At 59.0% G+C, this 26,968-nt stretch carries 15 protein-coding genes; 10 read left to right on the forward strand and 5 right to left on the reverse strand.

Annotated features, from left to right (window positions below; all coding sequences use genetic code 11):
- Positions 1-436: 436 nt before the first annotated feature.
- Positions 437-2,806: an O-antigen ligase family protein gene (locus tag Enr13x_RS05405; RefSeq protein ID WP_231744110.1), complete on the forward strand. Its 2,370-nt coding sequence runs from the start codon at positions 437-439 to the stop codon at positions 2,804-2,806.
- Between the two features lie 713 nt (positions 2,807-3,519).
- On the opposite strand, the gene Enr13x_RS05410 is transcribed toward Enr13x_RS05405, so the two are convergent.
- A complete protein-coding gene (locus Enr13x_RS05410; RefSeq protein ID WP_231744111.1) occupies positions 3,520-5,019 on the reverse strand; it encodes a vitamin K epoxide reductase family protein in 1,500 nt (499 codons plus the stop codon).
- A gap of 603 nt (positions 5,020-5,622) precedes the next feature.
- Between Enr13x_RS05410 and Enr13x_RS05415 the strand changes: the two genes are divergently transcribed.
- A complete protein-coding gene (locus Enr13x_RS05415) occupies positions 5,623-6,795 on the forward strand; it encodes a DUF2891 domain-containing protein (protein ID WP_231744112.1) in 1,173 nt (390 codons plus the stop codon).
- Entirely contained in the window at positions 6,782-8,023 is a 1,242-nt protein-coding gene (locus Enr13x_RS05420) for an Nramp family divalent metal transporter (RefSeq protein ID WP_145385059.1), read from the forward strand. Before Enr13x_RS05415 ends, Enr13x_RS05420 begins: the two co-directional genes overlap by 14 nt.
- 279 nt (positions 8,024-8,302) lie before the next feature.
- Here Enr13x_RS05420 and Enr13x_RS05425 read toward each other — a convergent pair whose 3' ends face one another.
- Positions 8,303-10,642 carry a CRTAC1 family protein gene (locus Enr13x_RS05425; protein ID WP_145385060.1) on the reverse strand — a complete coding sequence of 780 codons (2,340 nt, stop codon included), beginning with the start codon at positions 10,640-10,642 and terminating at the stop codon, positions 8,303-8,305.
- Positions 10,643-10,648: 6 nt separating this feature from the next.
- Entirely contained in the window at positions 10,649-13,534 is a 2,886-nt protein-coding gene (locus tag Enr13x_RS05430; protein ID WP_197455808.1) for an FG-GAP-like repeat-containing protein, read from the reverse strand.
- Positions 13,535-14,373: 839 nt separating this feature from the next.
- Between Enr13x_RS05430 and Enr13x_RS05435 the strand changes: the two genes are divergently transcribed.
- The 6 genes from Enr13x_RS05435 (at position 14,374) to Enr13x_RS05455 (ending at position 20,393) form a co-directional block, all read left to right on the forward strand.
- Positions 14,374-15,645: a DUF1559 domain-containing protein gene (locus Enr13x_RS05435; RefSeq protein WP_145385062.1), complete on the forward strand. Its 1,272-nt coding sequence runs from the start codon at positions 14,374-14,376 to the stop codon at positions 15,643-15,645.
- 238 nt (positions 15,646-15,883) lie between these two features.
- The gene (locus Enr13x_RS37730) at positions 15,884-16,057 is read left to right on the forward strand and encodes a hypothetical protein (RefSeq protein WP_197455809.1); all 174 of its coding nucleotides are present in this window, start codon (positions 15,884-15,886) and stop codon (positions 16,055-16,057) included.
- A 97-nt stretch (positions 16,058-16,154) separates the two neighbouring features.
- A complete protein-coding gene (locus Enr13x_RS05440) occupies positions 16,155-17,300 on the forward strand; it encodes a multiheme c-type cytochrome (protein ID WP_145385063.1) in 1,146 nt (381 codons plus the stop codon).
- Positions 17,297-18,775, forward strand: coding sequence for a tetratricopeptide repeat protein (locus tag Enr13x_RS05445; protein ID WP_145385064.1), 1,479 nt, complete (start codon positions 17,297-17,299; stop codon positions 18,773-18,775). The genes Enr13x_RS05440 and Enr13x_RS05445 overlap by 4 nt, the downstream gene beginning before the upstream one ends.
- Positions 18,776-19,308: 533 nt before the next feature.
- A complete protein-coding gene (locus Enr13x_RS05450; RefSeq protein WP_145385065.1) occupies positions 19,309-19,704 on the forward strand; it encodes a DUF2784 domain-containing protein in 396 nt (131 codons plus the stop codon).
- A gap of 149 nt (positions 19,705-19,853) precedes the next feature.
- The gene (locus Enr13x_RS05455; RefSeq protein WP_145385066.1) at positions 19,854-20,393 is read left to right on the forward strand and encodes a Uma2 family endonuclease; all 540 of its coding nucleotides are present in this window, start codon (positions 19,854-19,856) and stop codon (positions 20,391-20,393) included.
- A gap of 414 nt (positions 20,394-20,807) precedes the next feature.
- Here the strand turns inward: Enr13x_RS05455 and Enr13x_RS05460 are convergent, their stop codons facing one another.
- Together Enr13x_RS05460 and Enr13x_RS05465 are read right to left on the reverse strand one after the other, a co-directional pair.
- Entirely contained in the window at positions 20,808-21,671 is an 864-nt protein-coding gene (locus tag Enr13x_RS05460; RefSeq protein WP_145385067.1) for a hypothetical protein, read from the reverse strand.
- Between the two features lie 398 nt (positions 21,672-22,069).
- Positions 22,070-23,494, reverse strand: coding sequence for a sulfatase-like hydrolase/transferase (locus Enr13x_RS05465; RefSeq protein ID WP_145385068.1), 1,425 nt, complete (start codon positions 23,492-23,494; stop codon positions 22,070-22,072).
- A 682-nt stretch (positions 23,495-24,176) separates the two neighbouring features.
- Between Enr13x_RS05465 and Enr13x_RS05470 the strand changes: the two genes are divergently transcribed.
- Positions 24,177-26,945, forward strand: coding sequence for a DNA translocase FtsK (locus Enr13x_RS05470; protein WP_145385069.1), 2,769 nt, complete (start codon positions 24,177-24,179; stop codon positions 26,943-26,945).
- Positions 26,946-26,968 lie beyond the last annotated feature (23 nt).

A 26,968-nucleotide genomic window follows, 5' to 3' on the forward strand; every position in this document is an offset into this window, starting at 1 on the left:
CCCGTCAATTTCTTAGCATTCTGGTTCGCGGGCGGCGAACCGTCTTGCCTTGCGAACTCGAAATCGAGTTCGCAAATTTCAAATCAAAGATCTCGGATTTGAAATATGTCCCGGTAGCGGAGCGGCTGGGAGCGCGCTGGTGTCCAGGCTTAGGCGGCCGCTTTTCGGAGTAGGATGGCCCTTCCGGGCCGTCGTCCGTGGGGCTCTCCTCGACGACCTGGGAAGGACGTCGTACAACGGATTCGCTGATCGCGTCACACTCCACCGACGACCTAGAAAGGACGTCGTACAACGATTGGGCGGACAATTCAGTTCAGTGAATGCGTCGGGGCGTATCGGGGAGTCCTCTCAAGCCGTCATTGAGGCGTTGCTGCTGGGGATGGTGTTGTGTTCACCTTGGCCCTTCGGGTCCGCAGGGGCAAGCGCCGAGTTCTTCTTGTTCTGTGGCCTCGCGTGCGCGTTGCTGGTGTTCTCCGTCTGGCTGATGTTCGGGGCCAGGCCTGGATGGAGGGCCGGATGGTCGGGGCGACTGGTCTTGGTCGGCATGCTGGGTCTGGCGGCCGTCGCCGGACTGCATTTGATCCCGCTTCCTGAATGGGCCATCGCCCAACTCGCACCCGGTGTCTCGACCTGGACGGCGGACCATGGTTCGGCGGCCTCTCTTTCTGGTCAGCACACTCTCGCTGCTGACGCTGCGTCCGCTTGGTTCGCGGGCTCGAAGCTCGGGCTGAATGCAGGCGGCAGTTTCCAGTTCCTGATTCGATACCTTGCCGCGGCCTGTCTGTTCGGCATGGTGTGTTGCTTTCAGTCGCCCGAACGGAGTTTGCGGCGTCTGAGCATCACGGCCGTCATCGTTGCCTCGGCGCTTGCGGTATTCGGGATCGCTCAGCACTTCGGATCCCACGACGGGCTGGCCTATTGGACGTACGAGATCCCAGGCGGATTGGGGTTTGGTCCGTTCGTCAATCGCAACCATTTTCCATTCTTCATGAATCTGGGGCTCGGCTTGACCCTCGGATTGTTGATGGAACGGTTGGAGAAGATGGGGCGGCATTGGCACCGGTTGCTGCTCGCCGACGGCGTCGCGACTTGGTTGTTGGTCGCGTTGATCTTTATCATTGCCAGTCTGATCGTCTGCGTCTCGCGTGGCGGTGTGTTGTCGGCGGTCGTCGCGATCACCGTGGTGTTGTTGTTGCGGCTGAGCGTCGGCGGAGTCAAACGCTGGCTGGTTTTGGGCGTTGCCGTCGCGGCGGCCACCACGCTGCTGTTGCTTTGGGTCGGATTCGATTTCTATGAATCCCGTCTGAACATGCTCGCCGACTCCGATCGCTACTCCAGCGACGGGCGATGGATTCTGTGGAAGGCGGCATTGTCTAGCGTTCCCGAGTTTCCCTGGTTCGGATCTGGTGGCGAAACGTATCGTTACTGGGAAACGATTCAGATGACCGGGGATCCGCAGTGGACCAGCGAAACGAACAAGTCCATCCGGGCTGACAATGAGTTTCTGGATGTCTTGAACGAGTACGGCATTGTGGGCCTGCTGTCGCTGGTTTTGATGGCCGGTGTGGTCGTGTACCAAATCGCCATCGGGGCACGTCGCAGTGCATTGTCGGCAGGAGCGTGCATCGGATTGCTGGCCGTGCTGCTGCACAGCCTGGTCGACTTCGGTTTACGCGTTCCGGCGACGGGGATGTTCGCGGTGATCGTTACCGCACTGCTTTGCTGCCAACGCGTTGGTTCACGGGAGCGTCGACGGCAAACGCAACCTGCCAAAGACCGACCGATGCCGGCGTTTGCCAACGCCGTTGCCCGTCTGGGGGTGAACGTCACCGCGTTGACTGTGATCGGGTTCACCTTTTTCGCTCTCTACACCAAGCGTCGTTACCATCTGGCAGAACGATTTTCAATCGCCGCGGTCGAGCGGATGGATCAATCGATGCCGAAGCAGTCACTTGAGAACATGGTCAGTGCGGCCAAGTTGACGCCTGAGGACATCACCCGACAGTTGCAAGTCGCGAAAGCGAGCCAGTTGGCGATGGACCGGTTGGATTCGCCCGCGGCGAAAGAGGTGTTGGTCGATTTGATCAATGAACACAGCATCATCGCGATGAAACTGTGTCCGCTTGCCTGGGAGCCGAGTGTTTGGCTGGCCAACTACGGCCGTCACCAAACGAACGACCAGGAGCGACTGGATGACTTGCGTTGGGCCAGGACGCTTCATCCCGGCGATCCGAACCTTGCTTTCCTGACGGGCAAGCTGGCATTAGATCAAGCAGGGGTATCCGAGGCCGTCGAGCACTGGAACGAATCGCTGACCTATTCAACGAAGTACTTGCACGGCATCTTGAGCGTGGCGGAAACCGTGCTGAGCCATGATGAGATCATCGAGCGGCTGTTGCCCGCGGATCCGGTCGTCACCTTGGAAGCCACGCTGGCTTTTGATCGCAAGAATGATTCCGACGCTCGTGATCAGTGCGCCCGGCGGACGCTAGAGCTGTTGGCAACGCCTTCGGCGACCAAGCGACGGCTCGAAGAGGGAACGCTTCACGAGATGCAATCCCGGTGCTATGGAATACTGGGGAAGTCGGACGAAGCAATCCATTCGCTTCGCCTGGCTCTGAATCACGACCCGACCAAGGTGGTTTGGCGAATCCGATTGGCGCAGCGGTTGTTGGAATCACGGCAACTGGACGAGGCGATTCGAGAGGTTCGTATCGTGTTGACCTTGGACCCGAATGCGAGGGAAGCGTTGGAGTTGCAGAAACAGCTCTCTGTGCTACGTGCGTCGAGCAGTCCGTCAGGTTGATTCAGAAAATCCTCCGCTTTTCGATCGGCGGCGGCAGAGCCGCCGCCGATCGAAAGGCGGAGGGCGAGAATTTGGCTTTCCTTTCCTGGGGTGGCGGTCGCTCCGCTGCGCTCGCTCCCTGACCCCAGGCTATGTTGTGGATGCCCTTCGGGCAAACGCTGCGGAACGGTTTGCGCGACGAACTGAGGCGGAGCCGGGGAACGAGTTGCAATGGCAGAATGATTCGGGGCAGAATGATGGGGGCGCGTAGGCTGGCGCGAAGTGGAAGTGGGGTAAGCATCCTGCTTGCCATCCTCGCCGGCTCCACCGGCGAACATGCGAGGCGGAGCCTGGGAACGATCTGAAGAGTGTTGGTGTGCAGGCTTTAGAGACCGTCCAGCTTAGGGCTAGCGCGAAACGCGACAAATCTGAATGATCTGACCGAATGGGTGAGAGGTGGTCGGCGGAGGGGTGTACGACGTCCTTTCTAGGTCGTCGCGCAGAGCCCCACGGGCGACGGCCCGGAAGGGCCATCGTACATCAGAAAAGCGATCTCCCTAAGCTGGACGGTCTCGTTAGCCGCCCACTGTCGCTGCGTCGCAGCGACCGGGAATCGCCTAAAGGCTAAAACACCAACGGTTGCTGAATCCCTGGTTACTTGTGCCCGTGCCGTTCGTCCTTGAACGCTTTTCCGCTCGACCGATGCAACTCGGAAACTTAATTTTGACACACCACTAGGACGTTAGGTGTTGGTTGATCAAACGAATCAATGCGTCGGGTGATTCGATTGACCCGGCGGTTGTCGCTTTGGGGAACAGGAATTTGGGGATCGTTCCCGCACCCGCTTTTTGATAGAGCTTGATGTGCTGCTTGATGAAGTCACCGGGTAAGGTACTCCGCAAGTGCTCATCGAGTTTGTCGCCGGCGACGATCGTCTTTGCCTTCGCCATCGCTTGTGCGTAACCGGGTTTGGCATCAAACAAGTAGTGGTGGAAACCGTCGAACTGGCTTCGGTCGGTGAGCCAAACGGCGATCGCCAGCTTGGCAAGCTCACAGGATTCGCGATGGCTGGCATGGGTGGAACGGATGGTCGGGTTGCACTTGCCGTCTAGCGGGACCGGCAGCGTGATCACCGCGAGGCGATCGCCGTACTGTTTTCGAACCTTTTCGATCGTCGCGTGAGTTCGCTGGCAATGGGGGCAGGTGTAGTCATACATCTCCACCAGGACGAACTGCGCATCGGAATTTCCCAGCAGCGGCCAGCTGGCGGTGTCCAGTTTGGTTCCGTTGAGAATACTGACGGTGTGGGGTTGGCCGGCCGGTTCGGTGACTTGCAGCGTCAACAGCGCCGCCGGATGGGCCAGCATTCCGAGGACGGACTGCAGTTCACGGCCGAGTTGGTGAATCGGCTGACTTGAATCCGCGTTCAAATTTGCGACCGGTGATTCGAAAAGCATCTCGTCTTGCGTTTCGACCGGTGACGTCGTGGGTGTTCCAAGCTGGGCCGGAACGGGATCGGCATACTCGATCACTTCGAACGTTTCCGGTTCTGCGTTCATGCTTTGCAGAGCAATCAAACCCGCGATCGAGAGGGTTGCGAAACCAGCCGTCCACTTCAATCCGGGTGACGTGATCGGGCGGTTCCACAAGAACGTGGTGGCGAGAACGATCCCGCAGCCGTGTGCGACGAGGCAGTAGGGACAAAGGTGATTGAGCGAGAAGATTTGCAGTCCGACAAACCAAATCGCAGCCATGCCGGCGGTCAGCGACGCAGCGCCCAAGACGGACGCACGTGTTCTCGTGGCGGACTCCGACCCCGGATTCCAAAGCAGTAGTGAGAGAACCGTGGAGTACAACACCAGCGCCGGAACGCTGACCGGCAGGGACAACACCGTCGACCAACGGCTGTGCAGCACATGTTCACAATTGAAGACGCTGCCGCCATCACAACCGGCGACGGGGGACGCGGTGAAGGACGACCACGCCAGGTAGCCGCTCGTTCCCAGGGCGACGACGCTGACGATCAGCATCACCCACCACGCTCGCGCGTCGATTCGGAAGGGGTGGTTCACCGTCTCCCTGCTCGCCGCACGGGGGCGCAACAGACGTCGTTTTTCGTGGCCGATCGGAAGATAGGTGGGGTAAAGATTGCCGGCGGACATCGCGGAGCTCCGAAACAAGCGGTCGTACATGGTGCGGGAGAGAAGGTGCTCAAAAACCTCCGCATCACTCATTGCAGAATTCGTGCCAACCGTTGAGCAATCCTAAAACGCTGTGGAAATCCGCGATCCGGGGAAAGGGAATGGAGCCCGAGGTGCCAAGCTGATTCCCTAGCAATCAATTGGCTACCGATTACGTGCCGGGGCACCCCTTCGTCGCCGACAATCCGCCGGCTGGAAAAAATCTTCTTTCACCGGTCAGTTCTTTGCCGGCGTCCGTGTTTTCGCTGGCCACGCCGGAACGCCGGCGACACACGTCACGTCTCCGGCATGTGGGGGATTGGCCAAAAGATTTGTTGGTCAAAAGATGGGAGTCGTGCACGGTGACGAATCCGCGTCAGACTTGAAGGGCACGGGCATAAGTGTTGGTGTGCAGGCTTTAGCCGCCCACTGTCGCTGCGTAGCAGCGACCGGGAATCGCCTGAAGGCTAACACCAACGGTGGCTGAATCTCATTCTGCTTACGCCCGTACCATTCGCGTCAGGCATCTTTTGACCCACCCCTTTTTTGACCCATCCCTTTTTTGACCCATAATCGGGGCCTGGCGTGCAAGCGGTGTCGGATCATCTGTCATGATGCACCGTTGTTTGCCCTCAATCTCAACGCTTCCGATCTGCAATGCCGATGCTCCCGATCAAACTGTCGATCCATTCTACGCCAGCCTGGCCACCACTCGCTCGTTGGTGGTGGGTCGCCAGCGTCGCGTTTGCGATGCTCCAAACCGGAGGCCACGCGATCGCGCAGCCGTCCACTCCGGTCGCCATGGACGAGGCGATGGCGGAGTCGTGGGCGGGACTGGTGCTGAAGGGTGTCGACACCGAATTTCCCAACAAGCTGTCATTGGTCTATCTGAACAAGGATCAAATCAAAGCACCGCGTGAGCATTTTCCGGCGTTTTACGGGTGTTATGACTGGCACAGCAGCGTGCACGGGCATTGGGTGCTGGTTCGGTTGTTGAAAGACTATCCCGGTATGCAATCGGTACCTCGAATACGCGAGGTGCTGTCGCGACACCTGTCCGACGAGAACTTGAAACAGGAGGCTGCGTTTTTTGCCCGGGGCGAGCAGAAGACGTTCGAGCGGATGTATGGCTGGTCGTGGTTGTTTCGCTTGGTCATCGAACTCGACGGCTGGGACGATGCGGACGCGAGACGCTGGCGGGAGAATCTGCGGCCGCTGGAAGAAGTCTTGGCGCGACGCGTGAATGACTATCTGCCGAAGTTGACGTTTCCGATTCGAACCGGCCAGCACACCGACACGGGATTCGCTTTGGGACAGATCTTGGATTACGCCCGTGCGATGGAAATGCCGGAGTTGCAGGCTTTGGTCATCGATCGAGCGAAAGAGTACTTTGCAACCGACCTCGACTACCCCGTGCACTATGAACCCTCCGGGCACGATTTTTTCTCATCATGTTGGAACGAAGCCGATTTGATGCGTCGGGTGTTATCGGAACAAGCGTTCGAGGACTGGCTGGCCCGGTTTGTGCCTGAGCTGGCAACGCAACTGACCGACGGAACGATCGCGCCGGTTGCAGTCAGCGATGTGACGGATCCGAAAATCGTTCACTTGGCGGGATTGAATTTGAACCGCGCCTGGTGTCTGCGTTCGGTTGCGTCGGCGCTGCGCGACGATCATCCACTCAAACGTGTCTTGGTAGAGAACGCGGAGTCGCATCTCGCGGCGGGATTGGCGTACATCAACAGCGGGCACTACGAGGGCGATCACTGGTTGGCGACGTTCGGGTTGTACGCGATCGCGGGCGTCGGAGTTGCCGATGGTCGACCGTGATGCGACGGTAGGCCAGCCGCGAGCCCGGTTTCGAATCGGCCCGGGGTTGCTGGTCACCGCGGCGTTCATCGGGCCGGGCACCGTCGTGACGGCCAGCCGGGCCGGCGCCCAATTCGGATGCGAATTGCTGTGGACGATTCTGTTCGCCAGCTTGGGGACGATCGTGCTTCAATCGCTCGCGGCCCGCTTGGGAATCACCAGCGGCGCGGGTTTGGGCGAATCGATCCGACAATCACTTTCACAGTCGCGTCTGCTGCGTCCGGCGATGGTGTTGGTGATCGCGGCGATCGGTGTGGGCAACGCGGCGTATCAGACGGGAAATCTAACCGGAGCGGCGGCGGGCATCACTTCGGTGACTCATGGTGACGCCGTCGTTTGGTTGATCATTCTGATCGCATTGACGTCGGGCGTGATTTGGCTGGGACGTTACAAGATATTGCACCGCGTCTTGGTCGTCTGGGTGATTCTTCTGAGTGTCTCGTTCCTGGTCGCCGGCGTGATCTCCATGCCGTCTGCGACACAGATTTTGCACGGGCTTTTCCTGCCGCGACTCAGCGCCGAAAACCTGACGATCGTGATCGCGTTGATCGGCACGACGATTGTGCCGTACAACTTGTTTTTGCATGCCAGCGGCGCCGCGGCAACGTGGCGGGGTGTCGATCCGGTTCTGGCGACCAGGCAATCGGACTGGGACACCGGGCTATCGGTTGCGCTGGGCGGATTGGTGACGGCGTCGATCTTGGTGACCGCAAGCACCGCGTTTCACGAGACCGGGACGGCTTGGACATCGATCGATCAAATCGCCCAGCAGCTTCAACCCGCTCTGGGCCGGGGCGGCGGTGTCGCATTCGCGCTGGGGCTGTTTGCGGCCGGGCTGACCAGCGCGGTCACGGCGCCGATCGCGACCGCGTACGCGATCTGTGGTTCGTTGGATTGGAAAGCGGATCCATCGAGCCGACGCTTTCGAGTGATCGCGCTGGGCGTGGTGTTGGCCGGCGGACTGGTCGCGATCTGGTTCGGCAAGAGTCCCGCACTGACGATCCAATTCGCACAAGTTGCCAACGGGTTATTGTTGCCGATCGTCGCCTGTTTTCTGTTGCTGGTGGTGATTTGGCGTGGACGCACGACCGGAGAAAGGGTTGGACGGGTGCGTCAATTTTTGGCCGCGCTCGTCGTGTGTGGCGTCGCGCTGTTGGGGCTTTGGCGAATCGTCGGCGTGTTTCGGTAAATGGTGTTGCGATTAAATGTGCCGAGTCCGAATGGAGTTGTAATCTTCGTTGGTGTCTCGCTGCATAACGCAACCCCAATGCCTCGCGCTTTGACGCCATGCGGGGTGTTGCTTGTTAGCGGTAGGGCGCGAGCCCTCCGGTCTTTCACGGTGTTTTTGAAGCGCGACCGGACGGCTCGCGCCGTTCCGCTAATACCTACAGCACCAACAAGGAGAGAAAAACGAGGTTCCGGCTGGTGCAACTGGGGGACATTCCAAACTTTGGAACGGGATGAATCGTTAGTGTTGACCGTCGGTGGTGTGATGATGGTGATGGGAATGATCGGGCGTTGCGGTCGCTGCTGCGGAAAACGGGGCTGGCTTGTAGGGGAGCGTCTGGTAGTCGGATTGGCCTTCGGTGATTCGGATGAACTGGTTCGCCTGCAGGTCTTCGAAGACCTGAGTCTTGCCGGTCGTGGGCCAAAACACTTCCAGACGCGCGATGCGATTCGTCTTTCCCAGTCCGATGTGTTGGCGCAGCGGGTTGCCGCCGAAACTGCCGCCGCTGTTGACCCAGCGATAGATCGAACGCGGCGTTGACGATTCGGTGGTGTCGACACGAATTCTGGCGCCGATCGCGGCCGCGTTGGACTTTGTGCCGACCAATTTGACGACGATCCAGTGGTTGCCAAACCCCGGGTTCTCGAACAGAGCGTTTCCATACGCGTCGCCGGCGAACCAGCCGCCGAGTTCGTGCAACACGTCCTGGTCTCCGTCGTGATCCAGGTCGGCCAGCGCGACACCGTGCCCTTTCTGTAAATGGCCGAATCCGCCTGCGGTGGTCACGTTCGAAAACGATTTTCCATCGACGTTGCGAAACATCTGATTGGGGACCAGGGCTTCGAAATTTGGAAACCCCGTTCCCAGGTAAAAATCCAAGTAACCGTCATTGTCCAGGTCGCCGAAATTGGACCCCATCGGTTGTGTCACCCGTTGCAAGTTTCTTTCCGCGGCAACTTCGTCGAACTCGCCCCTGCCGTCGCCTTGGTACAGGCAATCCATTTCCGTTCGATGGGGGATCTTCAAGAAGTCGGCGGCGATCGGGTCAACGCTTTGTGAGAAGCTTGCGACGAAGATGTCCAACGCACCGTCGTTGTTGTAGTCCCAAAACCAAAGCGGAAAACTCACGTTCGGGCCGGTCACTCCCAGTTCCGGTGCCACGTCGATGAAGCTGCCGTTTCCCAGGTTTCGAAACAGCCGATTGGGACCGTCCATATTGGAAACGTAGACGTCGGGAAACCGGTCGTCATCGTAGTCGCCCCAAACGACTCCCTTGGTGAATCCCGGATCGGCAATGCCGGCCTCCTTGCCGATTTCAACAAAGGTCCCGTCGGACTGGTTTTGAAACAGTTGGTTCGGGAAAGCTTCGTTGCCGACGTACAGGTCCAGGTCGCCGTCGTTGTCGTAGTCGGCCCACGAGGCGGTTTGTGTGGGATAGTTTTCTTCGGCCAGGCCGGCGTCGTACGTGACGTCACGAAAGTGACCATTGCCGTCGTTGCGTAAAAGCGAATTGGGGTGGCGGCCGGTGTCTCCCAACCAACCGCCGCGCAGAACGAACAGGTCGAGATCCCCATCGTTGTCGAAGTCGGCTTGCAGCAGATTCAGACCGCCATAGATGCCCAGCAGCCCGGCAGCTTCGGTTTCGTCGGAGTAGGTTCCATCGCCATGGTTGCGGTAGAAACGCAGCTGTCCTGCGGGGCTCCAGGACGAGACGACGAGATCCAAGAATCCGTCGCCGTCAAAATCATCCGCGATCGCTCCGCCAGCCAGACTGAACGTGTCCAGTCCTAAATCCGGGGCGCGATCGACGAACCGAGGGAACGTCTGTTCGGACTCGAACGCTTCGGGTGGGATCAGAAACGGTTCGGGGACTGCGTCGGGATAGCGACCGATCGCCATGTAGGAAAGGTTCAACAGCCACCGCGAGGGCAGATGGTCGGGCCGAGTCTCCAGCACACGAGAAAAGTAGGCGATCGCCCGCAACGCTTCTTCTTGATGGACATGGACTCCATCGTCTCGGATCGGAAAGATGCAGCTGTCCGCGGTGTGGTTGTCGATGCAGTTGTCATTTTCCGCTTTCCGCAGATGCGACACGCCGATGGAAAAGAACAGCTTGTCAAACACACTCTGCGGCACCTCGGCTTGGCGGAGCAAATTGAACGCCGCCTTCTGCTGTTCGATGCCCTGAGCCGTCCGGCCGAGGAAGACGTTTCTGCTGCCGATTTCAAACAGCAACGCTCCCCGCATTTCGAAGGCGTGTTCGGGTTGAGTATCGAGCTGTTGTTGTAACTCGATCAGGTCGGCGCTGCCCAGGAAGAAATTCTGCTCGGGGATCTCTGCTTTGATTTTCGCGAGGGTGTGCAACATCCGATCGTGCGAATCGTGGGAGGCAAGCTGCCCGCGATCCGTCGCCTGTGGATCGTCCGACGGTTGAGAGTGGCAGCCGGTCGATGCCGACAAGGCGATGATCAACACGGTCGCCACCATCGGGCAAGCCGCGCCCCAGGTTGATCGGGTCCGGCGAGAATCGGTGCGAAGTGATGTGATACTCCGACGCGTCGTTTGCCGCACGTATTGCATTGGGTTTTACTTCTGTCCGCGAGGGAGTTTGGTCGCCGCGCCGTCACCTTGGACGATCAAGTAATGAGCGTCGGTTGTCAGCGTGCCGATGTGATCGATCGAGCCGTCGGCCCAGACGACTTGAACGTCAGTGACTTCGTCGGACGATCCGACACCGGCTCGCAAGATGCGTTCGTTGCTACACAGATAGCCATCGCCCGACAAACACCACAACGATCGGTTTCGGCCGTCATGGGAAAACCGAACGAACGCGCCGGTCGCATCGCGCGAACAATCCCGCCCCACCAATCGAAAGGAGAGGTAGCGGTTGGTGGCGGGGGTTTGGTTGATCAACAGTCGAGCATGTTCGCGAGTGTGGGTGATGATCACGTCGTTGCGGTGATCCCCGTTGATGTCAACGGTCCACAGGGCACGGCCGACGTGATGGCGTGAAAAATAGTCTCCCCAATCATCGTCGTGGAGCAAAGAGAACTTGCCATCGCCGTGGCGCTGAAAAATCTGGAACGGCTGTTCATAGGCATACGCACCGTCGTCAAACTCACCGATATGACCGTTCGTCACCACGATTTCGTCGGTCCCGTCACCATCCAGGTCGATCGCTTCGGTCCCGAATCCCACCGTTGCCAGGGTCGGTTGCAACATGCCGACCTTGCTGGTCTGATCGCTCCAAAACCCCGGCGCGACTTGTTCGTAGTAGATGTTGTATTCATTTGCGAAACCCGTCACGTACAAATCCAGGTCCCCATCGCCGTCAAAATCGCTGGACGCGATCCCCATGGAAGCTTGGGGCCGGGAGGCGGCGTCGACGGCAACGCCACGTGCGACCGCCGTTTGATCCAGCCGCATCGAAGTTCCGTCGGTTTGGGTTTCGACGGTTTGTGTCAACAGTTCATTGGACGACATGTCGTTGGCAAGAAAGATCGTCAGCGCGTCGGGTGCGAGCATGCCCGCCAGTACACCCATCGTTCGACCGGGTGAGATGTGGTCGGTCAGGCGATCGGTTGATTCGGAAAAACGACCCTCAGCATTTGCCAGATAAAGACGGTTTGCCTGGGCGCGAAATCGCAGCGGATGACAGGTCCCCAACTCTCCGGATTCGTTCGGGCACGGTCGGTCGGGGGCTTCCTCGGTTGAACAATAGTTGCCGATCACCAAATCGGAAATTCCGTCACCATTGATGTCCACAAACGCGGCACAGGTTGTCCATTCGGCCGGCGTTTCGTCGCCCAAAAGGTCGTCGCAATGGCTGAACGATCCGTCGCCGTTGTTCCGCAACAGCCGATTGACGCCGAGGTTGGCAAAGAACAGATCGGGGAAGCCGTCTTCGTTGAAATCGCCGACGCAACATCCCTGGCCAAAGTCGGTGTCATCGACATTGGCCAGCTGTGACACCCGCGCCAGTCGATCACCCATGTTTCTTAGCAATTCATTGGGGTGCGAGTCGGATTGCAGCATGGTTCCGCCCGCCCCCATCACGACGACATCCGACCAGCCGTCCAGATCGTAATCGATGGCCCCACCGCCGACGCCCGTCGACCGCGTCAGCGCGCCGCGTCGATCGTCGTCCGGATCACTGTCGGCACCGATGCCCGTCAATCCCCAGCGGGCACTTTCATCGCTCAGGCGGATTGCAACATCCGCAGAACCCTTCGGGACGCCTGCCAATCGCCGCGGCATGTCGACGTCGTCCGGTACCGGAACCGGCAGTTGCGACAGGTCGATGTCCAACTCATGGTTCCAACGGGTGGATTGCCAGCGTTGATCCTTCTTCAGACGGTTGATGATCTGTGTTCGGATGCCGGCCAGATCATCAGTGGTGTCGTCCGCGAGCGTCGTCGCAACCGCGGCCCACGCTTCCGCTTCCCAGTTTCTACCCAGACTCGAAAGCGACTGAGCGATCTGCAGGGCAATCCGTTGACTCGTGTACTCGCTCCAAGTGAAGGCGTTCAACTGTTTCCGCATCAGCAGCAGGTTCTGCACGCGGCGGTCGATCTGCTGCAGTTGGGCGTCCGATACCGAGCCAGAAAACTTCTCTCCCGAGCTGCGAAGCACTCGTATCGAAGTGGCTAATTGGGTCCAGGCGACGCTGCTATTGGGGTCTCGCCGCGTCGCTTCATAAAATGCGCGCGCCGCTTGGGCGTGGTTGTGGCTTGCTGCCGACCAGGTGCCAAGGGCCAGCCAGTAGTCGACCCGTTCCATGCAGTCATCCGACGTGCCCGCGCTCCAGGCCGCCAAGTCCGATTCTCGATGCTGGACCGCGAGGACATACCCAAGCAGCGCTTGGGCGGGTGCAAAATCCGGATGTCGTTCCAGGATCTCTCGACAGACGATCTGCGACGCTTCGAATTTTCGATTGTCCGCCAAGTCAATCGCTTCTCCCAACCGGATTCGCCGGTCATCGGGATTGCGCTCGATCATCCATTGCACGGTTTGGGTTGAAAACTTGCGGCTTTCGGCATCGGTCAATGCGACCAACAACTGCAGATCGAAGCTGCGGTTGCGGACGAGCGTCTGGTAGTGTGGCTCGATCAGAACGTTGCGTTGGGCTTCTTTTAAAAAGCCGACCAGCTTGACCCGCAGCGATTGATCGGATGGATTGGCCTGGACCGCGTCTTGCAGCAAGTCGATCACGTCGTAGAGTCGCCCGACGTCGATGTTGGCTCGAATCGCATTTTCAACCCGCTGCGGATCGAAGTCGCTGTGACGTGCGGCCCGGATCATTAATTCAGCCGCTTGCGACGTACGCCCCGTCTGCGCCGCGATGATGGCGACTTCTGTCAACCTCTCCGGATCCTCGGGGTGCAAAAGCAAGACGTGTGGGGCGTGTTCCCAAGCGGCGTCCCAGTTGCGATCCGAAACCGCGCGCCGCATCGTCTGAATCAGATCAGGCATGTGTCGGTGATCGTTGCCAGGCTCGGTTTCGATCACCTCTTTCGAATCGGCACCGCAACCCACGACGCAACACATTGCGACCAGCAGACACCAACGAGGTGTTGAAAAACAACGCGCCGAAGGATCGGACGTCGACGTGTCCAATCCACACTCACGACCCGGCCGCTCCATGTCAAGGTTGCCAGAATGAGATGGAGGTGTAGGAGGCGTCATGCCCAACGCTGCAAGTGGGAAGATGAATCGGTGGGTCGGTTAGTCTAATGCCAATCGCATCGAGATGGCAAAGCAATGCGTGGATTCCAAACGGGATGGGCGTCCGGACGCTTGCGGCCTGTCGATCGAGTGGATGAACCAAAATCAACGAGATCCAATTGGCCCGACGCATCAGCGAGGAACGCCGCACGCGGCCCCTTGCTGACGCATGCGGGCTGGAATCGAAACGCCGATCGACAGCCGCTTGGACATGTACATAACAAATGCTACTTATGGGTGATTGGTTTTCCCCAGAGTGCGTGAAAGGCAGAAAACGCGGCCCAAAAACGATAAAAGCAGCTTTTCGAGCGGAACATTCTATTAGCCTACACGGTTCATTGCTCAACATGGCCGATAGCAAACCCATCCACGGGGCAGCACTCGGTCGCCCGCCTAGAGGCAATGCGTTCACCCGCTTAATAGACATTGAATCTTTCCTTGTTTGAGGGGGAGTGGTTCAAGAGTTATCGATGTTCATTTGTTGGTATTCAGCGAATGCAATGCAATTGAAACGCGATCGAACTACAACGAGATGTGAGCTTCTAGGTGGTGTTATCACTTCCTTCTTTGTTTCATCGGAGCACGACATGATTCGAACTCGCTCAGTAGGGCGTCCTACTGGTTTTACACTCGTTGAGTTATTGGTGGTGATCGCCATCATCGGGATCTTAGTGGGGCTTCTGTTGCCCGCGGTCCAGGCCGCGAGAGAAGCCGCGCGACGCATGAGTTGCAGTAATAATTTCAAGCAACTCGGTTTGGCAATTCACAATTATCATTCCGCATTCAAGCAACTGCCGCCGTACGGTGGCGGCACGGGCAAAGGACTGGAGACGCCGCCGGCATGGTGGCGTGCGAGCAACACGGCCAATCGCAAAAGCCTGAGTATTTGGGTGCCTTTGACGGCGTACTTTGAGCAGCAGGGCCTGTGGGATCACATTTCCAATCGAAGTATCCAGACGGTGACCGGTGCCGCACCTCCCGGCCCACTCAATTACTGGCCGGCGATGGGTCCGAGTCCCAAGTCGTATTCGACCAACCCGGGGTATATCCCTTGGCAGTCGGAGATTCCGACGCTGCGTTGCCCGAGTGACGGAGGGTCGGGACTTCCTGGGCGTGGCCGCGTCAACTACGGCGCCTGCTTGGGCGAGGCACCCAAGAACCAGATCATGTCCCACTTTAACACCGCCGAAATGGTGCCGACGACCAGTGCCGGCGGTGCGCGGAATGCCAAGGCACTGCACCGCGGCATGTTTGCTCCGTACACGAAATTTGCATTTCGTGATGTCAAAGACGGATTGTCCAATACGATTGCGTGCGGAGAAATCGTCACCGACCAAGGCGACAAGGCGGTCAATGGTTCCATTTCCTGGGATCCCGGTGGCAACGGCGACGATCACTTCTTCAAACCGCTGCACTGTATCGAATCCAACGAGATCGATCCCGATCGACCTCGGTTTTGGTGTGATAGCCAAAGCACCGGGGGATGCACGCCGCCGGTCAGGGTCGTGGTCAACGAGACCAACGGTCGTGGGATGAGTTGGGCGTCCGCGTTTCGGACTTCGATTCAAGCGGTCTTTACCGTCCGTCCGCCCAACAGCGAACTCTGTATCGGGCAATGGGCCGACAACCTGGGCAACTTTTCACCCAGCAGCTTCCACCAAGGTGGTTGCCACGTGTTGATGGGTGATGGTGCGGTCACGTTCATCACCGATTCGATCGAAGCAGGGAATCAAAATGAGCCGGGGATCTGGTACGACCAGAACCAGTCCCGCCCGGGCGCCGAAAGCCCCTATGGCCTGTGGGGTGCGCTCGGCACCAAGGCTGCCAGCGAAGTGATCGAAGAGCAGCTGAATCAATAGGCTGCCTCGTTGTCCTCTTTCATCGTGTCTCGTCCCCATTTATTTGGGGACGAGACCAGCGATGGTGGTCTCGCGGTTTAGGCGTTGAACGCGTCTTCTCTTGAGAGTGGGATAGGCTTTGGGTCTATCCTTGCAGCATTGACAGGCTGGAAGCCTATCCCACTCATGTTTGCGGCCACTGTTTTATGCGTCTGAAAAGTTTGTTTTATTCATGATGATGTTTCACAAAGGTTCTTTCATGCGAAAATATTTCTTGGCATCGATTTGCGTCCTCTGCTTCGTCCCCGTCATCGGTTGCGGAGGCTCCGGCGATACCACGGTCGTAGCGCCATCAGAAACGGAGACCAGCGATGTTCCCGTCGAAGGGATGAGCGAGGAGGAATACGCCAAAGAGATGGCCAAATCGATGTAGTGATCGAGTTCCATTTTTGTCGAATGGACCAACGCCGGATTGCCTCGGTTGAAGACCCCGGCAATCCGGCCGGCCGGGTCGACGAACGACCGCCTTTATGACGCATGTGTCAATGAACGATGCCGCCAAAAGCGTGTGGCTGAGGATTCTGGGAGTCGCCGCAAGCTGCAGCGTGCTGGGGACGCTCGGTCGTGTCGTCACGATCAATGGCGTTGGCAACACTGTCGCCGCTCAAGTCGCCAGCGGAGGCGCGCAACCGACCTCTGTTGGCAAACTGGTCTGTCGCGAATGCCACCCAGAAAACTTTGAACTCCATCAACACTCCGGACACGCCGATACGTTTGCGACCACGCTGGAATCAGAAGTGGCGAAGCGGTTTGCGGACAAGGCACTCGATGCCGGAGAGCCCTATGGGGTGTTCCAGTATCGGTTCGGCGAAGACGGGTTGCAGACGCGCCGAATGGCCGATCCCAATCAAGGGCCGTTCCGGTTGCAATACGTCCTCGGATCGGGACGCAATGCGATGACGCTGCTGACGCTGATCGACGACAACGGGCCCGAGGTCGCCGGGGTCGAACACCGGATCTCTTGGTTCGGTTCGCATGGTGATTTCGGTTTGACACCGGGACACGTCGGCATGGTCCCAGACAACGAAACAGAACATTGGGGCAATGTGGTTCGTGGCGAGAGCGTCAGGCAATGCGTTTCTTGTCACACGACGACCGGCACCGTCGTCGGGACGGAGATCGTCAATCTGGTTGCCGACGTGAACTGTGAAAAATGTCACGGCCCCGGCAGCGAACATGTGCGTCAAGCACGAACGTCATCCTCACCGCCCCCGTATTCAGTGGGCCGCAAGCAGTGGGATTTGGAATCCGAGCTGCAATTGTGTGGTGACTGTCATCGATTGCCGCGACACATTGACCCGCTCGCACTCCGGGAATACGCGAACGAATTGCTGCGTTTTCAACCTGTCGGGCTGCTGAGAAGCGAATGCTATTTGGAATCCGATGGCACGTTCATGTGCTCGACGTGTCATAACCCCCATCAAGATTCAAAGACCAAGTCGACCGCCGACTACGAACAGGATTGTCGCAATTGCCACGTGCCAGATTCTGATGATCATGTCGCATGCAGCGTGTCCCCGACGGACGGATGTATCGAATGTCACATGCCGGCCAAAACGTTCGAGCAAGGGATGGTGTTTCACGACCATTGGATTCGCGTGCGGGAGGAGAAATGAAAACCCGTTCTGCGAGCGGCGTGTCTCCACAGCACTGCCAAGGGATCCGGCCGAGCCGACATCGACGAGGCGTCCGTTGCGTCGTGGCTGGCGGCTGCCTGTTGCTTTGGCTCGCCGGTTGCGAGCACGCGACGCCCGAATCGACGCGCGGCGACACCGTGTCAAAACCCGTGACCGAAAGACGCGTCGAAGAACAGCCAAGTCCGGAACAGAAGCCGGTTGAACCTGGGAGTCCGGAGCTGGATGTCGCCGAGTCGACACCCCGGATGTCGACGCCCCCGATGACGGCGTCCCCGATGTCCGCAGCCGAAGCGGCCAAACGCGCCGCCGAATCGTTGCGCACCGGGGACATCGATGCGGCCTACCAACACGCACGGGTGGCGATGTCTCAAACGCCCGAGGATCCGCAAGTGATCTTCTTGATGGCACGCGTGCTGGGACTGCGGCACCGTTTCCCCGAAGCGGTCCAGATGCTGGATCGGCTGGCGGTCGCGCATCCGGAAACACGTCTGCCCGCGTTGGGCCAGACGTCCGAGTGGCTTGTTCTGCACGGCGACTACGCGGACGCCGAATCACGCTTGCGACGCCTCGTGGATGAAGTCCCCCAAGTCGCGATGCCGCATCGCGCGCTGGCCAACTTGTTGCTCGGTCTGGGCAGACGTCTCGAAGCTGCCGATCATCTGCGGATCATCTGTCGCCAGGGTGACATTCACGAATCAGAGTTGCTGACCCTGTTGAAAGTCTCCGTTCCGCTATCCGGGACACACTCGATCGACCCGCTGAATGGTCGTGCCAAGGCGCTCGATTTGATCGCGGAGAACCAGCTGCAAGATGCGCGCCAGGTGTTGCTTGAATCCTCAATCCAAGACGCCGACCAAAATGCGTTGCTCGCGCGCGTGCTGGCACTTGTCCAGGATGCCAAGGCGCTCGATGAATGGATGGTACGCCAAAAAATGGACCGCAACGATGTCCATACCTGGTTCGCCTTGGGGACACAGCATGCACGGTCCGGGGACCACGAGTCCGCGACGCGTTGTTTTTGCGAAGTCGTCTTGCAAGATCCAACCGATGGTCTGGCGTATGAATCACTGAGTCAATCGTTGGCCGAATTGGGACGTGAAGAATCGTCGAATGCTGCGGCCGAGCGTGCCGAGCTGATCGGGCGGACCCAGCTGATCGCCACCGGGTTGAAGCCGTCGGCCGACGAACGTCTGGCCCAGATCGATGAACTCATCCAACTGCTTGAGCAATTGCGACGCCATGACGAGGCCCTGGCTTGGCGGTCCGTGCAAGTGCTTTACGGGCAATCGGTGCTGACGAAGCAGCAGGCGATCGAGCGGATGCGGCAGATCGATCAGCGGCGGCAGGAACTTCGAGAGACCGGGGAGTTTGGACCCAGTGATACGTTTGTCGTTTGTGGCGTCGGGCTGGGGGAGCTGCGGAGGGGAGAGGCGGGGAGAGTGGAGGCAGAATGATTCGGGGCAGAATGATGGGGGCAAGACGATGGGGGCAAGACGATGGGGGCAAGACGATGGGGGCAAGACGATGGGGGCAGAAAGATGGGGGCAGAAAGATGGGGGGGAGATGTTCGGACTAGTGGACCGTCTAGCGGTAAACGTCATGCGCCGGTCATCCGTCTGATTGGATCGCGGAGTCAAACCGGCGGGTTGCAGTGCGACGCTGGAAGCGTCAGCCTGAAGACAGCCCCGAGTGCCCGATTTAAATGAACCCACGGATGGCAGAGCGAACCCACGGATGAAAAGCAGCCTGGGATCCGTGGGTACGCGCTGCCATCCGTGGGTGTGATCCATTGCTGTGGTACCGGAGATCGTCTGTTCGATCGATCTAGGGAAGCCGATTGCCAGACGGTCCATGGCTCTCTCGCATGACATCTACCGATAGACGGACCACTAGGTATCTTCCGCAAAATTTTGTGATCTTGGAATCCGTCTCCGTGGTGGAGTCGTCTGTCTGTTGAACAGGTGGCTTCGAAATGGAGGGATGTGGGATGTATTACAAGCTACTCGCCGATCTGACCGTCGCGATTCATTTCGGATATGTCGCGTTCGTCGTCTTGGGAGTTCCGTTGACGATGGCCGGCGCGGTGTTGGGCTGGGGTTGGGTGCGGAATCGCTGGTTTCGTGGCATTCATTTGGCGATGATCCTGGTGGTCGTGCTGGAAGCCTGGGCGGGTGTGACGTGTCCGCTGACGACGCTGGAAAAGGACTTTCGATCAGCCGCGGGGGGACAGGCTTACCAAGGGGATTTCATCGCCAATTGGCTGCATGACGCGATGTTTTTTGATCTGGAGCCGTGGGCGTTTACGGTCGGTTACACGCTGTTCGGTGCATGGGTCGTCGCGAATTTGGTGTTCGTTGCGCCGCGCTGGCGGCAAAGCAGTTGAAGGTCAAAAAATGGGGTGGTCAAAAAATGGGATGGGGCTGGAGCGTTCCGGCAGGCCTGCAGATTGTTGCTCCTTGGGCACGCTTTGGTAACATGGATTTGATTGATCTTCGCCGGCCCGGCTAGCCCACCCACTTTCGGCAACTCCCCATGTCAGCAGCCCCTCGCTATTTGCCGCACTACACCGTCGCAGACTATCGGCAGTGGGAAGGCGACTGGGAACTTTGGCAGGGGATCCCGGTGTCGATGACGCCAAGCCCGTTTGGTCCCCACCAGAGGATCGCCAAGAACGTGGTGTTTGAGATCGAGTCGCAAATCAGAAAACAGCAATGCCGCGCGAGCGTGCTGTACGAGATCGACTGGATCGTAAGCGACGAGACGGTGGTGCGTCCCGATGTGGTGCTGATCTGCGGAGACGCACCCGAAAAACACGTCGAAAGCCCGCCTGCGCTGGTCGCGGAAATTCAATCGGAATCGACGGCTGGGCGTGATCGCGAAGCCAAACGTGATTTGTATCGCGAAAACGGAGTGCAGACTTATCTGCTGATCGACCCGGATGGTGAGACGCTGGAGGCCTACCGACGAACGCCGACCGGGGACTGGAAGCACGAGGTCGTCAACGAAACCATCAGACTGTCGATCTGCGATGATTGCGAAATTCAGATCGATCGCGATTCGTTGTTTCGGTGAATGTCGTCGCGGGGATTGATTGTGGGATAGGCTTCCAGCCTGTCGTTTTCGCCATGACAGGCTGGAAGCCTATCCCACTTATTCTTCCGACGGTCCTAAGCGGCCGGGCCTTTCGACGCCCGCCCGAGGCCTTACGGCCAGCGGCTCACCATTGAATCAGCAGATCCCGAGTCAATCGACAGCCCCCTTGCTTCGCTCGACCCTCCCAGGGGACGTCAATTGTATAAGTGACGGATTTGATCGTAGCGGAAAACGCTAAGACTTTCGCGAGCTGCCGGCCCTCTCTGGCGTTTGCTTGCTGCGCAAACGCCGTCTCTCCCAGAGGGAGAGAGACTAAATCGGATGCCAAAAGCTGCAGCAATAGAATCGACGTCCCGAGGGAGGGTGACTGAGGATGGGTTGCGGCGAATCGTTCTAGGGCCGGCGTGCGGTTCGGACGACGCTGTCGATCAATTGCTCGGTCATCCGGGCGCGGTATTCCATCATGCTGTTGGGGCCTTGGAATCCGACCACGGTTTCATCCCAGTTGAGTTCCTTGCTGATCATGTGACCGGCATCCAGGTCGAACTTGATCGTGCCGTTGCTGAGTTGTTGGACGACTTGGGCCCGCACGGATTCTTCGTCGATCGGCGTCAGCGGTTCACTTCGGACCGACAGCGTGGCGACGCCGGATTTCACTTTTTCCAGCGTGTAGAGTTCGCGGATCTTGATCGGTTTGACCAGGCCGTCCTCGGTGCGTGTTTTGATTTCTCGGGGGATCGCCCAGGAGTCGCCGATCGCGATCGCTTCTTCGGGCAATGCCAGGGATAGGGATCCCATCCCCAGTGACGCCTTGCTGCCGCCGTTGTCTTGGCGGTCGGTTTCTTGGCCGCGTGGGTTGATCGTTACGGTGGCCAATGTTTTTCCGATCTGTTCGGCGACTTTGGAGAACACCCGGGGCGGTTCTTCACCGGACCCGCTGGACCAACGGATTTCTTCCTTGTCGCCTTGCTGCTGCGTCATTTCGACGGAATCGACGACGTGATCAAACGTCATGTCTTCGCCGTCGACGTGCGTGACGGCCCAATGGCGTTGGCTGACGGTGTGGACCTGCGAGATTTCCTCGTCACCTTTCAGCCGCGTTTTGGTCTTTGCCACATGCGTGACTTCGTAGCTGAGCTTTTGCCCGCCGTTCAACGAATAACGCAGCAAGTACTTGGTCGATTCATCGTCGGCGGCATGAGCGGTCGACCCCAAGGCGGCGAGGGTGAATGCGATGGCGAGGCAATAACGGTCCACGGTTCCGGTCTCCTTACACTGACTCGAGTTGAAGGTGGACCGTGAAACTCGCAGATTCACAATCGCGGTGCAAGAGCGATCTTTGGCTCCTCGGAAGCCCGGAGAGGCTGGCACAGCGCTTGCCGGTCGTGTCAGCCCCATGCCACATCCTTTGACGCCAAGCGGTGTGTTTATTGTTAGCGGCAGGGCGCGAGCCCCCCGGTCTTTCACGTTGCAACCGGACGGCTCGAGGGCTGTCGATTTTGTGAGCCGCGGGTGCGTCAGCGGCCGGGCACTGCGACGCTGCCCGAGGCCTTACGGCCAGCGGCTCACCATTGACTCAGCAGATCCCGACTCAATCGACAGCCCGCTCGCGCCGTTCCGCTAACTTCTGCAGCGCCAGGCGTCTCATCGTGTGGTCAGGGGGCCAAGGGCGCCATTTGTGCATCGAAGGCCTGCCAGCGGTTGATCAGCTCGCTCAGCTTCTCACGCTGCATGGCGGCCAAATCATGCTCTTCGGAGGGATCGATTTTCAGATGGTACAGCTCGATCGGTTCGCCCCGTTTGGGACGCACGATTTTCCAGTCGCCGCTCCGCAGCGCCTGTTTTCCGCCGGGCATTCGCCAATAAAGATGTTGACGACCGGTCGCGATCGGGTTGTCGATCCATTGAAAGATGCTGACGCCATCGGCTTGGGCGTTCGCCGGCAGCCCGGCCAGATCCAGTGCCGTCGCCGCGATGTCCAGACTGATGACCGGTCGCGGTTCGGAGACGCCTTCGGGCAAGCGGCCTGGGAAACTCCAGACCATCGGGATTCGCACACCGCCTTCGTAGAGCGACCCCTTTCCGCCTCGCAGCGGGGCGTTGCTGCTGGTCAGCTCGGCGGTCGGCCCGCCGTTGTCGCTGAGAAAGACGACCAGCGTGTTGCGGCGCAATCGGTGCTCGTCGATCGCTGCGGTGATCGCGCCGACGCCGCGATCGAGCGAAATCAACATGCCGGCAAAGATGCGGCGTTGGACGTCGGTGATTCTGCGCAAGGCCTGGCAATCTTCTAACTTGGCCTGCATCGGGCTGTGCACGGCGTTGTAGCAGACCATCAGACAGAACGGATCGTCGTGATGTCGGTCGATGAACGAAACCGCTTCGTCGGTGATCGCTTCGGTCAGATAACGCGGCTCTTCGATGACTTCCGTGCCCCGCATGATCGGGTTGTCTTGGTCGTACGACGGTTCACTCATGCGGGCATAGTTGCCACGGATCAAATTGTCGCTGCGGACGCGCTCGCCCGCATCCAGGCTGGCGTCGCGAATCATCGTCAGCACGTTCGGGTACGGAACTCCGTCGACATGTGATCCCGGGACATAGAAATGCCCCTCGTGCAAGAACCCGTAAAAGGAATCGAACCCACGCTGCATCGGATGCCGCGACGGGGTCGCTCCCAAATGCCATTTGCCGACCAACCCGGTCCGGTACCCCGCTTCGTTGAGTGTTTTGACGAAGGTGGTTTCAGAGGTCGGCAGCCCCGCATCGGGAAGCAGATTTCGTTTTCCGGTCGGATTGATGTCGTATCCGAACCGGGACTGGTAGCGTCCGGTGAGCATGCCGGCGCGAGAGGGGCTGCAGTAGGACGACGTGACATATCCGGCGGTACAGCGGACGCCGCCATCGGCCAGGGCGTCGATGTGGGGCGTCGGGATTTCCCGGTTGCCCATCATCCCGGTTTCGCCATACCCCAAGTCATCGGCGACGATGACCACGATGTTGGGGCGATCGTCGGCCGAGGCCGATGCAGCGTGGCAACAGAATGCGGCAGAGAGCAGCGCCAACCAACAGAGTCTCATCATGTTCCCCTTCATCAACGCACGGAAAATAAGTGTCGGAGTTGATCGTAGCGGAAGCCGCCAAAACTTTCGCCGTGCCGGCCCTCTCTGGCGTTTGCTTGCTGCGCAAACGCCGTCTCTCCCAGAGGGAGAGAATCTCAATCGGTTGCCAAATCCTGCAGTAATAGAATCGACGTCCCTAGCGGCCGGCGACCAGGATTTGGCCGACAAACAGCCAGACGAAGGTGAACAGGATTCCAAAGGAGGTGTGTAGGAGTTCGATGGACACTTGACGTTCTCGTGTATTTTATGGCGCTACTTGGTTGGCCTGCCACCGCTCCCTGGCTGGTTCTGATTCGCCGTTTCCGGCGTTCGCAACGGTTCGATTTACTCAAGCCCGTGGATCATCCCGGCCGTCATGTCCGGTCACTGTACCATTGTTGCCTCTGGCGCCGGCGTGTCAGCAAAATTCGTCTGGAGTTGGTGGCAATCTGGCCGATCGTCTCGCTCCGATAGCAGCTGGCAAAACCTTGACGATTACTGAGCTTTGATGGCTTTGGCAAACCTTGCGGCACGGGCAGGCTTTTTCGCTCAATCGGGTCTTTGCAGTTCCAGCAGCGGTATTCACGTCGGTTGAGTTTGACGGACGATTTTAGCCGACAAGCCTTGTTCGGAAACTGAAATTGGCCCACCTATCGGACACTGCATGTCGGCCGACCTGATCAACGATACTCCTGCAACGCCGGACTTCGCTCGCGATGTCGGTGCGATCATGCTGATTGCGCTGACGATCCTGTTGACGATTTCATTGGTGACGCGCAACCCGGCCGATCCGCTGGAGGAGCCGTTTTGGCCGATCAGCGGATTGCATCTGCCGGATGTCTTGGTTTATCCGCCGGCCGAGCAGATCACCAATGCGTGCGGCTATTGGGGCGCGTTAATCGCGTCGGCGATGATGACGTCGATGGGGTTGGCGTCGGGGATCGTGGTGGCAGCGCTTGGTGGGACCGCCATTGCGTTGTTGCGTCGTGGCCGGCTGAACGCGCCGGTGCTGCGTTCATTGGGCGGCACGATCATTTTGTTGGGCACGGCCACGGCTGCGGCGATGCTTCCGATCGAGAACGAAGGCATCACGATTTTTGGTGCCGGGGGAGTGTTGGGGGCGATGTCGTCGACGTGGCTCTTGGAGCATTTCAACGCCAGCGGTGCGTGGATTTTGACATTGACGTTGCTGGTGATTGGGACGCTTTTGACGACCGACTATGCGATCTTGTACGCCAGCCGTCGCATCGTTGCCGGCAGTGCCCAGGTCTCACGTCGCGGCGTGCAGCGGGCGGCGCAAGCGATTCCACCGGCGCTGCGTCCGCGGCGTAAACCGTTCCAAGAGCATCCGGCGCCCTTTGTGGCGTCGCCGGACGCGGACCAAGCCCAGGCAACCGCCGAGCCGGCGCAGACCGTGTCGACCGTGGAAACGGATTCGCAAGAGGCCGCCGAAGACGAGTCCGAAACGTCTCGGTCGGAGCCGCGGATCAAGGTCCGTGCGGGCAAGCGTCGCAAGGGGGCTGCCGAGGGCGACGCGGCCGAGGCGGACTCAGCCGTCGCCGTTTCCCAACCGCCAGAATCGACCGACCAGGACGACGACTACGAAGAATACGAGGATGAGGATTCCGGCGGTGACGAAGCTGGACACGACAATCCCGCGATTCGTGAAATCGAAGTCGGCGACGAAACCGTCGCACTGCGCGGCGACCAGCCGCACGATCTTCCGGGACCCAAGATTCGACTGCCCAAGAAAAGCAAGACCGAAGACGAACTGGATCAGCTCTATGAAGACATGGTCGAAGACGCTCCGGCGGGAAGCGAAGAGTACCACTTGCCGCGCGTCGATTTGCTGGAAGCCAGCGATGACATCGACTACGACGAACAGCTGAGCGAAGTTCGCCGCAAGGCAAAGATCCTGGAGGCGACGTTTGCCGATTTCGGCTTTAACATCCGGGTCGTTGAGATCGAAACAGGACCCGTCATCGCGCAATACGAAATCGAGCTGGAAGCCGGATTGCGTTTGAGCAAGATCACCAGTTTGGCCGAAGACCTGGCGATCGGTTTGCGCGTCCCCAGCGTCCGCATCGTGGCGCCGATTCCCGGCAAGAACACGGTGGGGATCGAAGTGCCGAACGAAAAACGTCAAGCCGTTCGGTTGCGGGACGTGATGGAAGAGTCGGACATGCGCTCGTTGAAGATGAACATTCCGGTCTTCTTGGGCAAAGACGTTTCGGGCAATCCGATGGTCGTCGATTTAGCCAAGATGCCGCACCTGTTGATCGCCGGACGTACCGGTACCGGTAAGAGCGTTTGTCTCAACGCGATCATCACGTCGATCCTGATGACGTGTCGACCGGACGAAGTGCGGATGTTGATGATCGACCCCAAGATGGTGGAGCTGAGCGGTTATGGCAAGCTGCCACACTTGATGCACCCGGTGATCACGGACATGCGCAAGGCCGAAGCGATCCTGGCTTGGGCGGTCGAAAAGATGGAAGAACGTTACTCGTTGTTGGCCAACGCCGGGGTCCGACACATCAACAGCTTCAACGACTTGGGGCGTGATGAAGTGTTGCGCCGCTTGGAGATTGATCCTGAAGACGACAACGGCAGCGTGCCGGACAAACTGCCCTTCATCGTGATCGTCGCCGACGAAATGGCCGACTTGATGATGACCGCGGGCAAGGACGTGGAGCAGCATATCATACGGCTGGCGCAGAAAAGTCGCGCCGTCGGAATCCACCTGATCCTGGCGACGCAAAAACCGACCGTCGACGTGATCACCGGTTTGATCAAAAGTAACCTGCCGGCCCGCTTGAGTTTCCAAGTCGCCAGCAAGACCGATAGCCGGGTGGTGTTGGACGAAAACGGAGCCGACAAGTTGCTCGGCAACGGCGACATGCTGTTCTTGTGGCCGGGGACGAGCACGTTGATCCGTGGCCAAGGGACGTACTTGAGCGATGAAGAGATCGATTTGATCTGCGCGCACTGCAGCATGGGCGAGCAGAACTTCGTCGGCGAACTGATGAATTTGAAGGTCGCCAGCGACGAAGAGGGCGACGGCCCGTCGCTCAATGAAGACCGACCGGACATCTATGACAGCGCGGTGGAGGTGATCATTCGCGAAGGCCGCGGGTCGTGTTCGTTGCTGCAACGGCACCTGGGGATCGGCTACGGTCGCGCCGCCAAGCTGATCGATTTCATGGCCGAAGACGGCATCGTCGGCCAGTACAACGGCAGCAAAGCGCGCGACGTCCTGCTGTCGCTGGAGCAATGGCACGAAATGCAGGGGCTGGATCCACCGGAACCCGACGACGAGTCAGGGGAGCCACGCCCACCGTCCGCGATCGCCGCCGAAGACGAAGAGGGAGAAGAGGGCGACGAAGAATACGAGGAGTATGAAGAAGAGGACGAAGAAGATTGGGAGGAGTGAGTCGTGGTCGGAAGTCGACCGCG

The sequence above is a fragment of the Stieleria neptunia genome (genome assembly GCF_007754155.1).
In the GTDB taxonomy this organism is placed as follows: domain Bacteria; phylum Planctomycetota; class Planctomycetia; order Pirellulales; family Pirellulaceae; genus Stieleria; species Stieleria neptunia.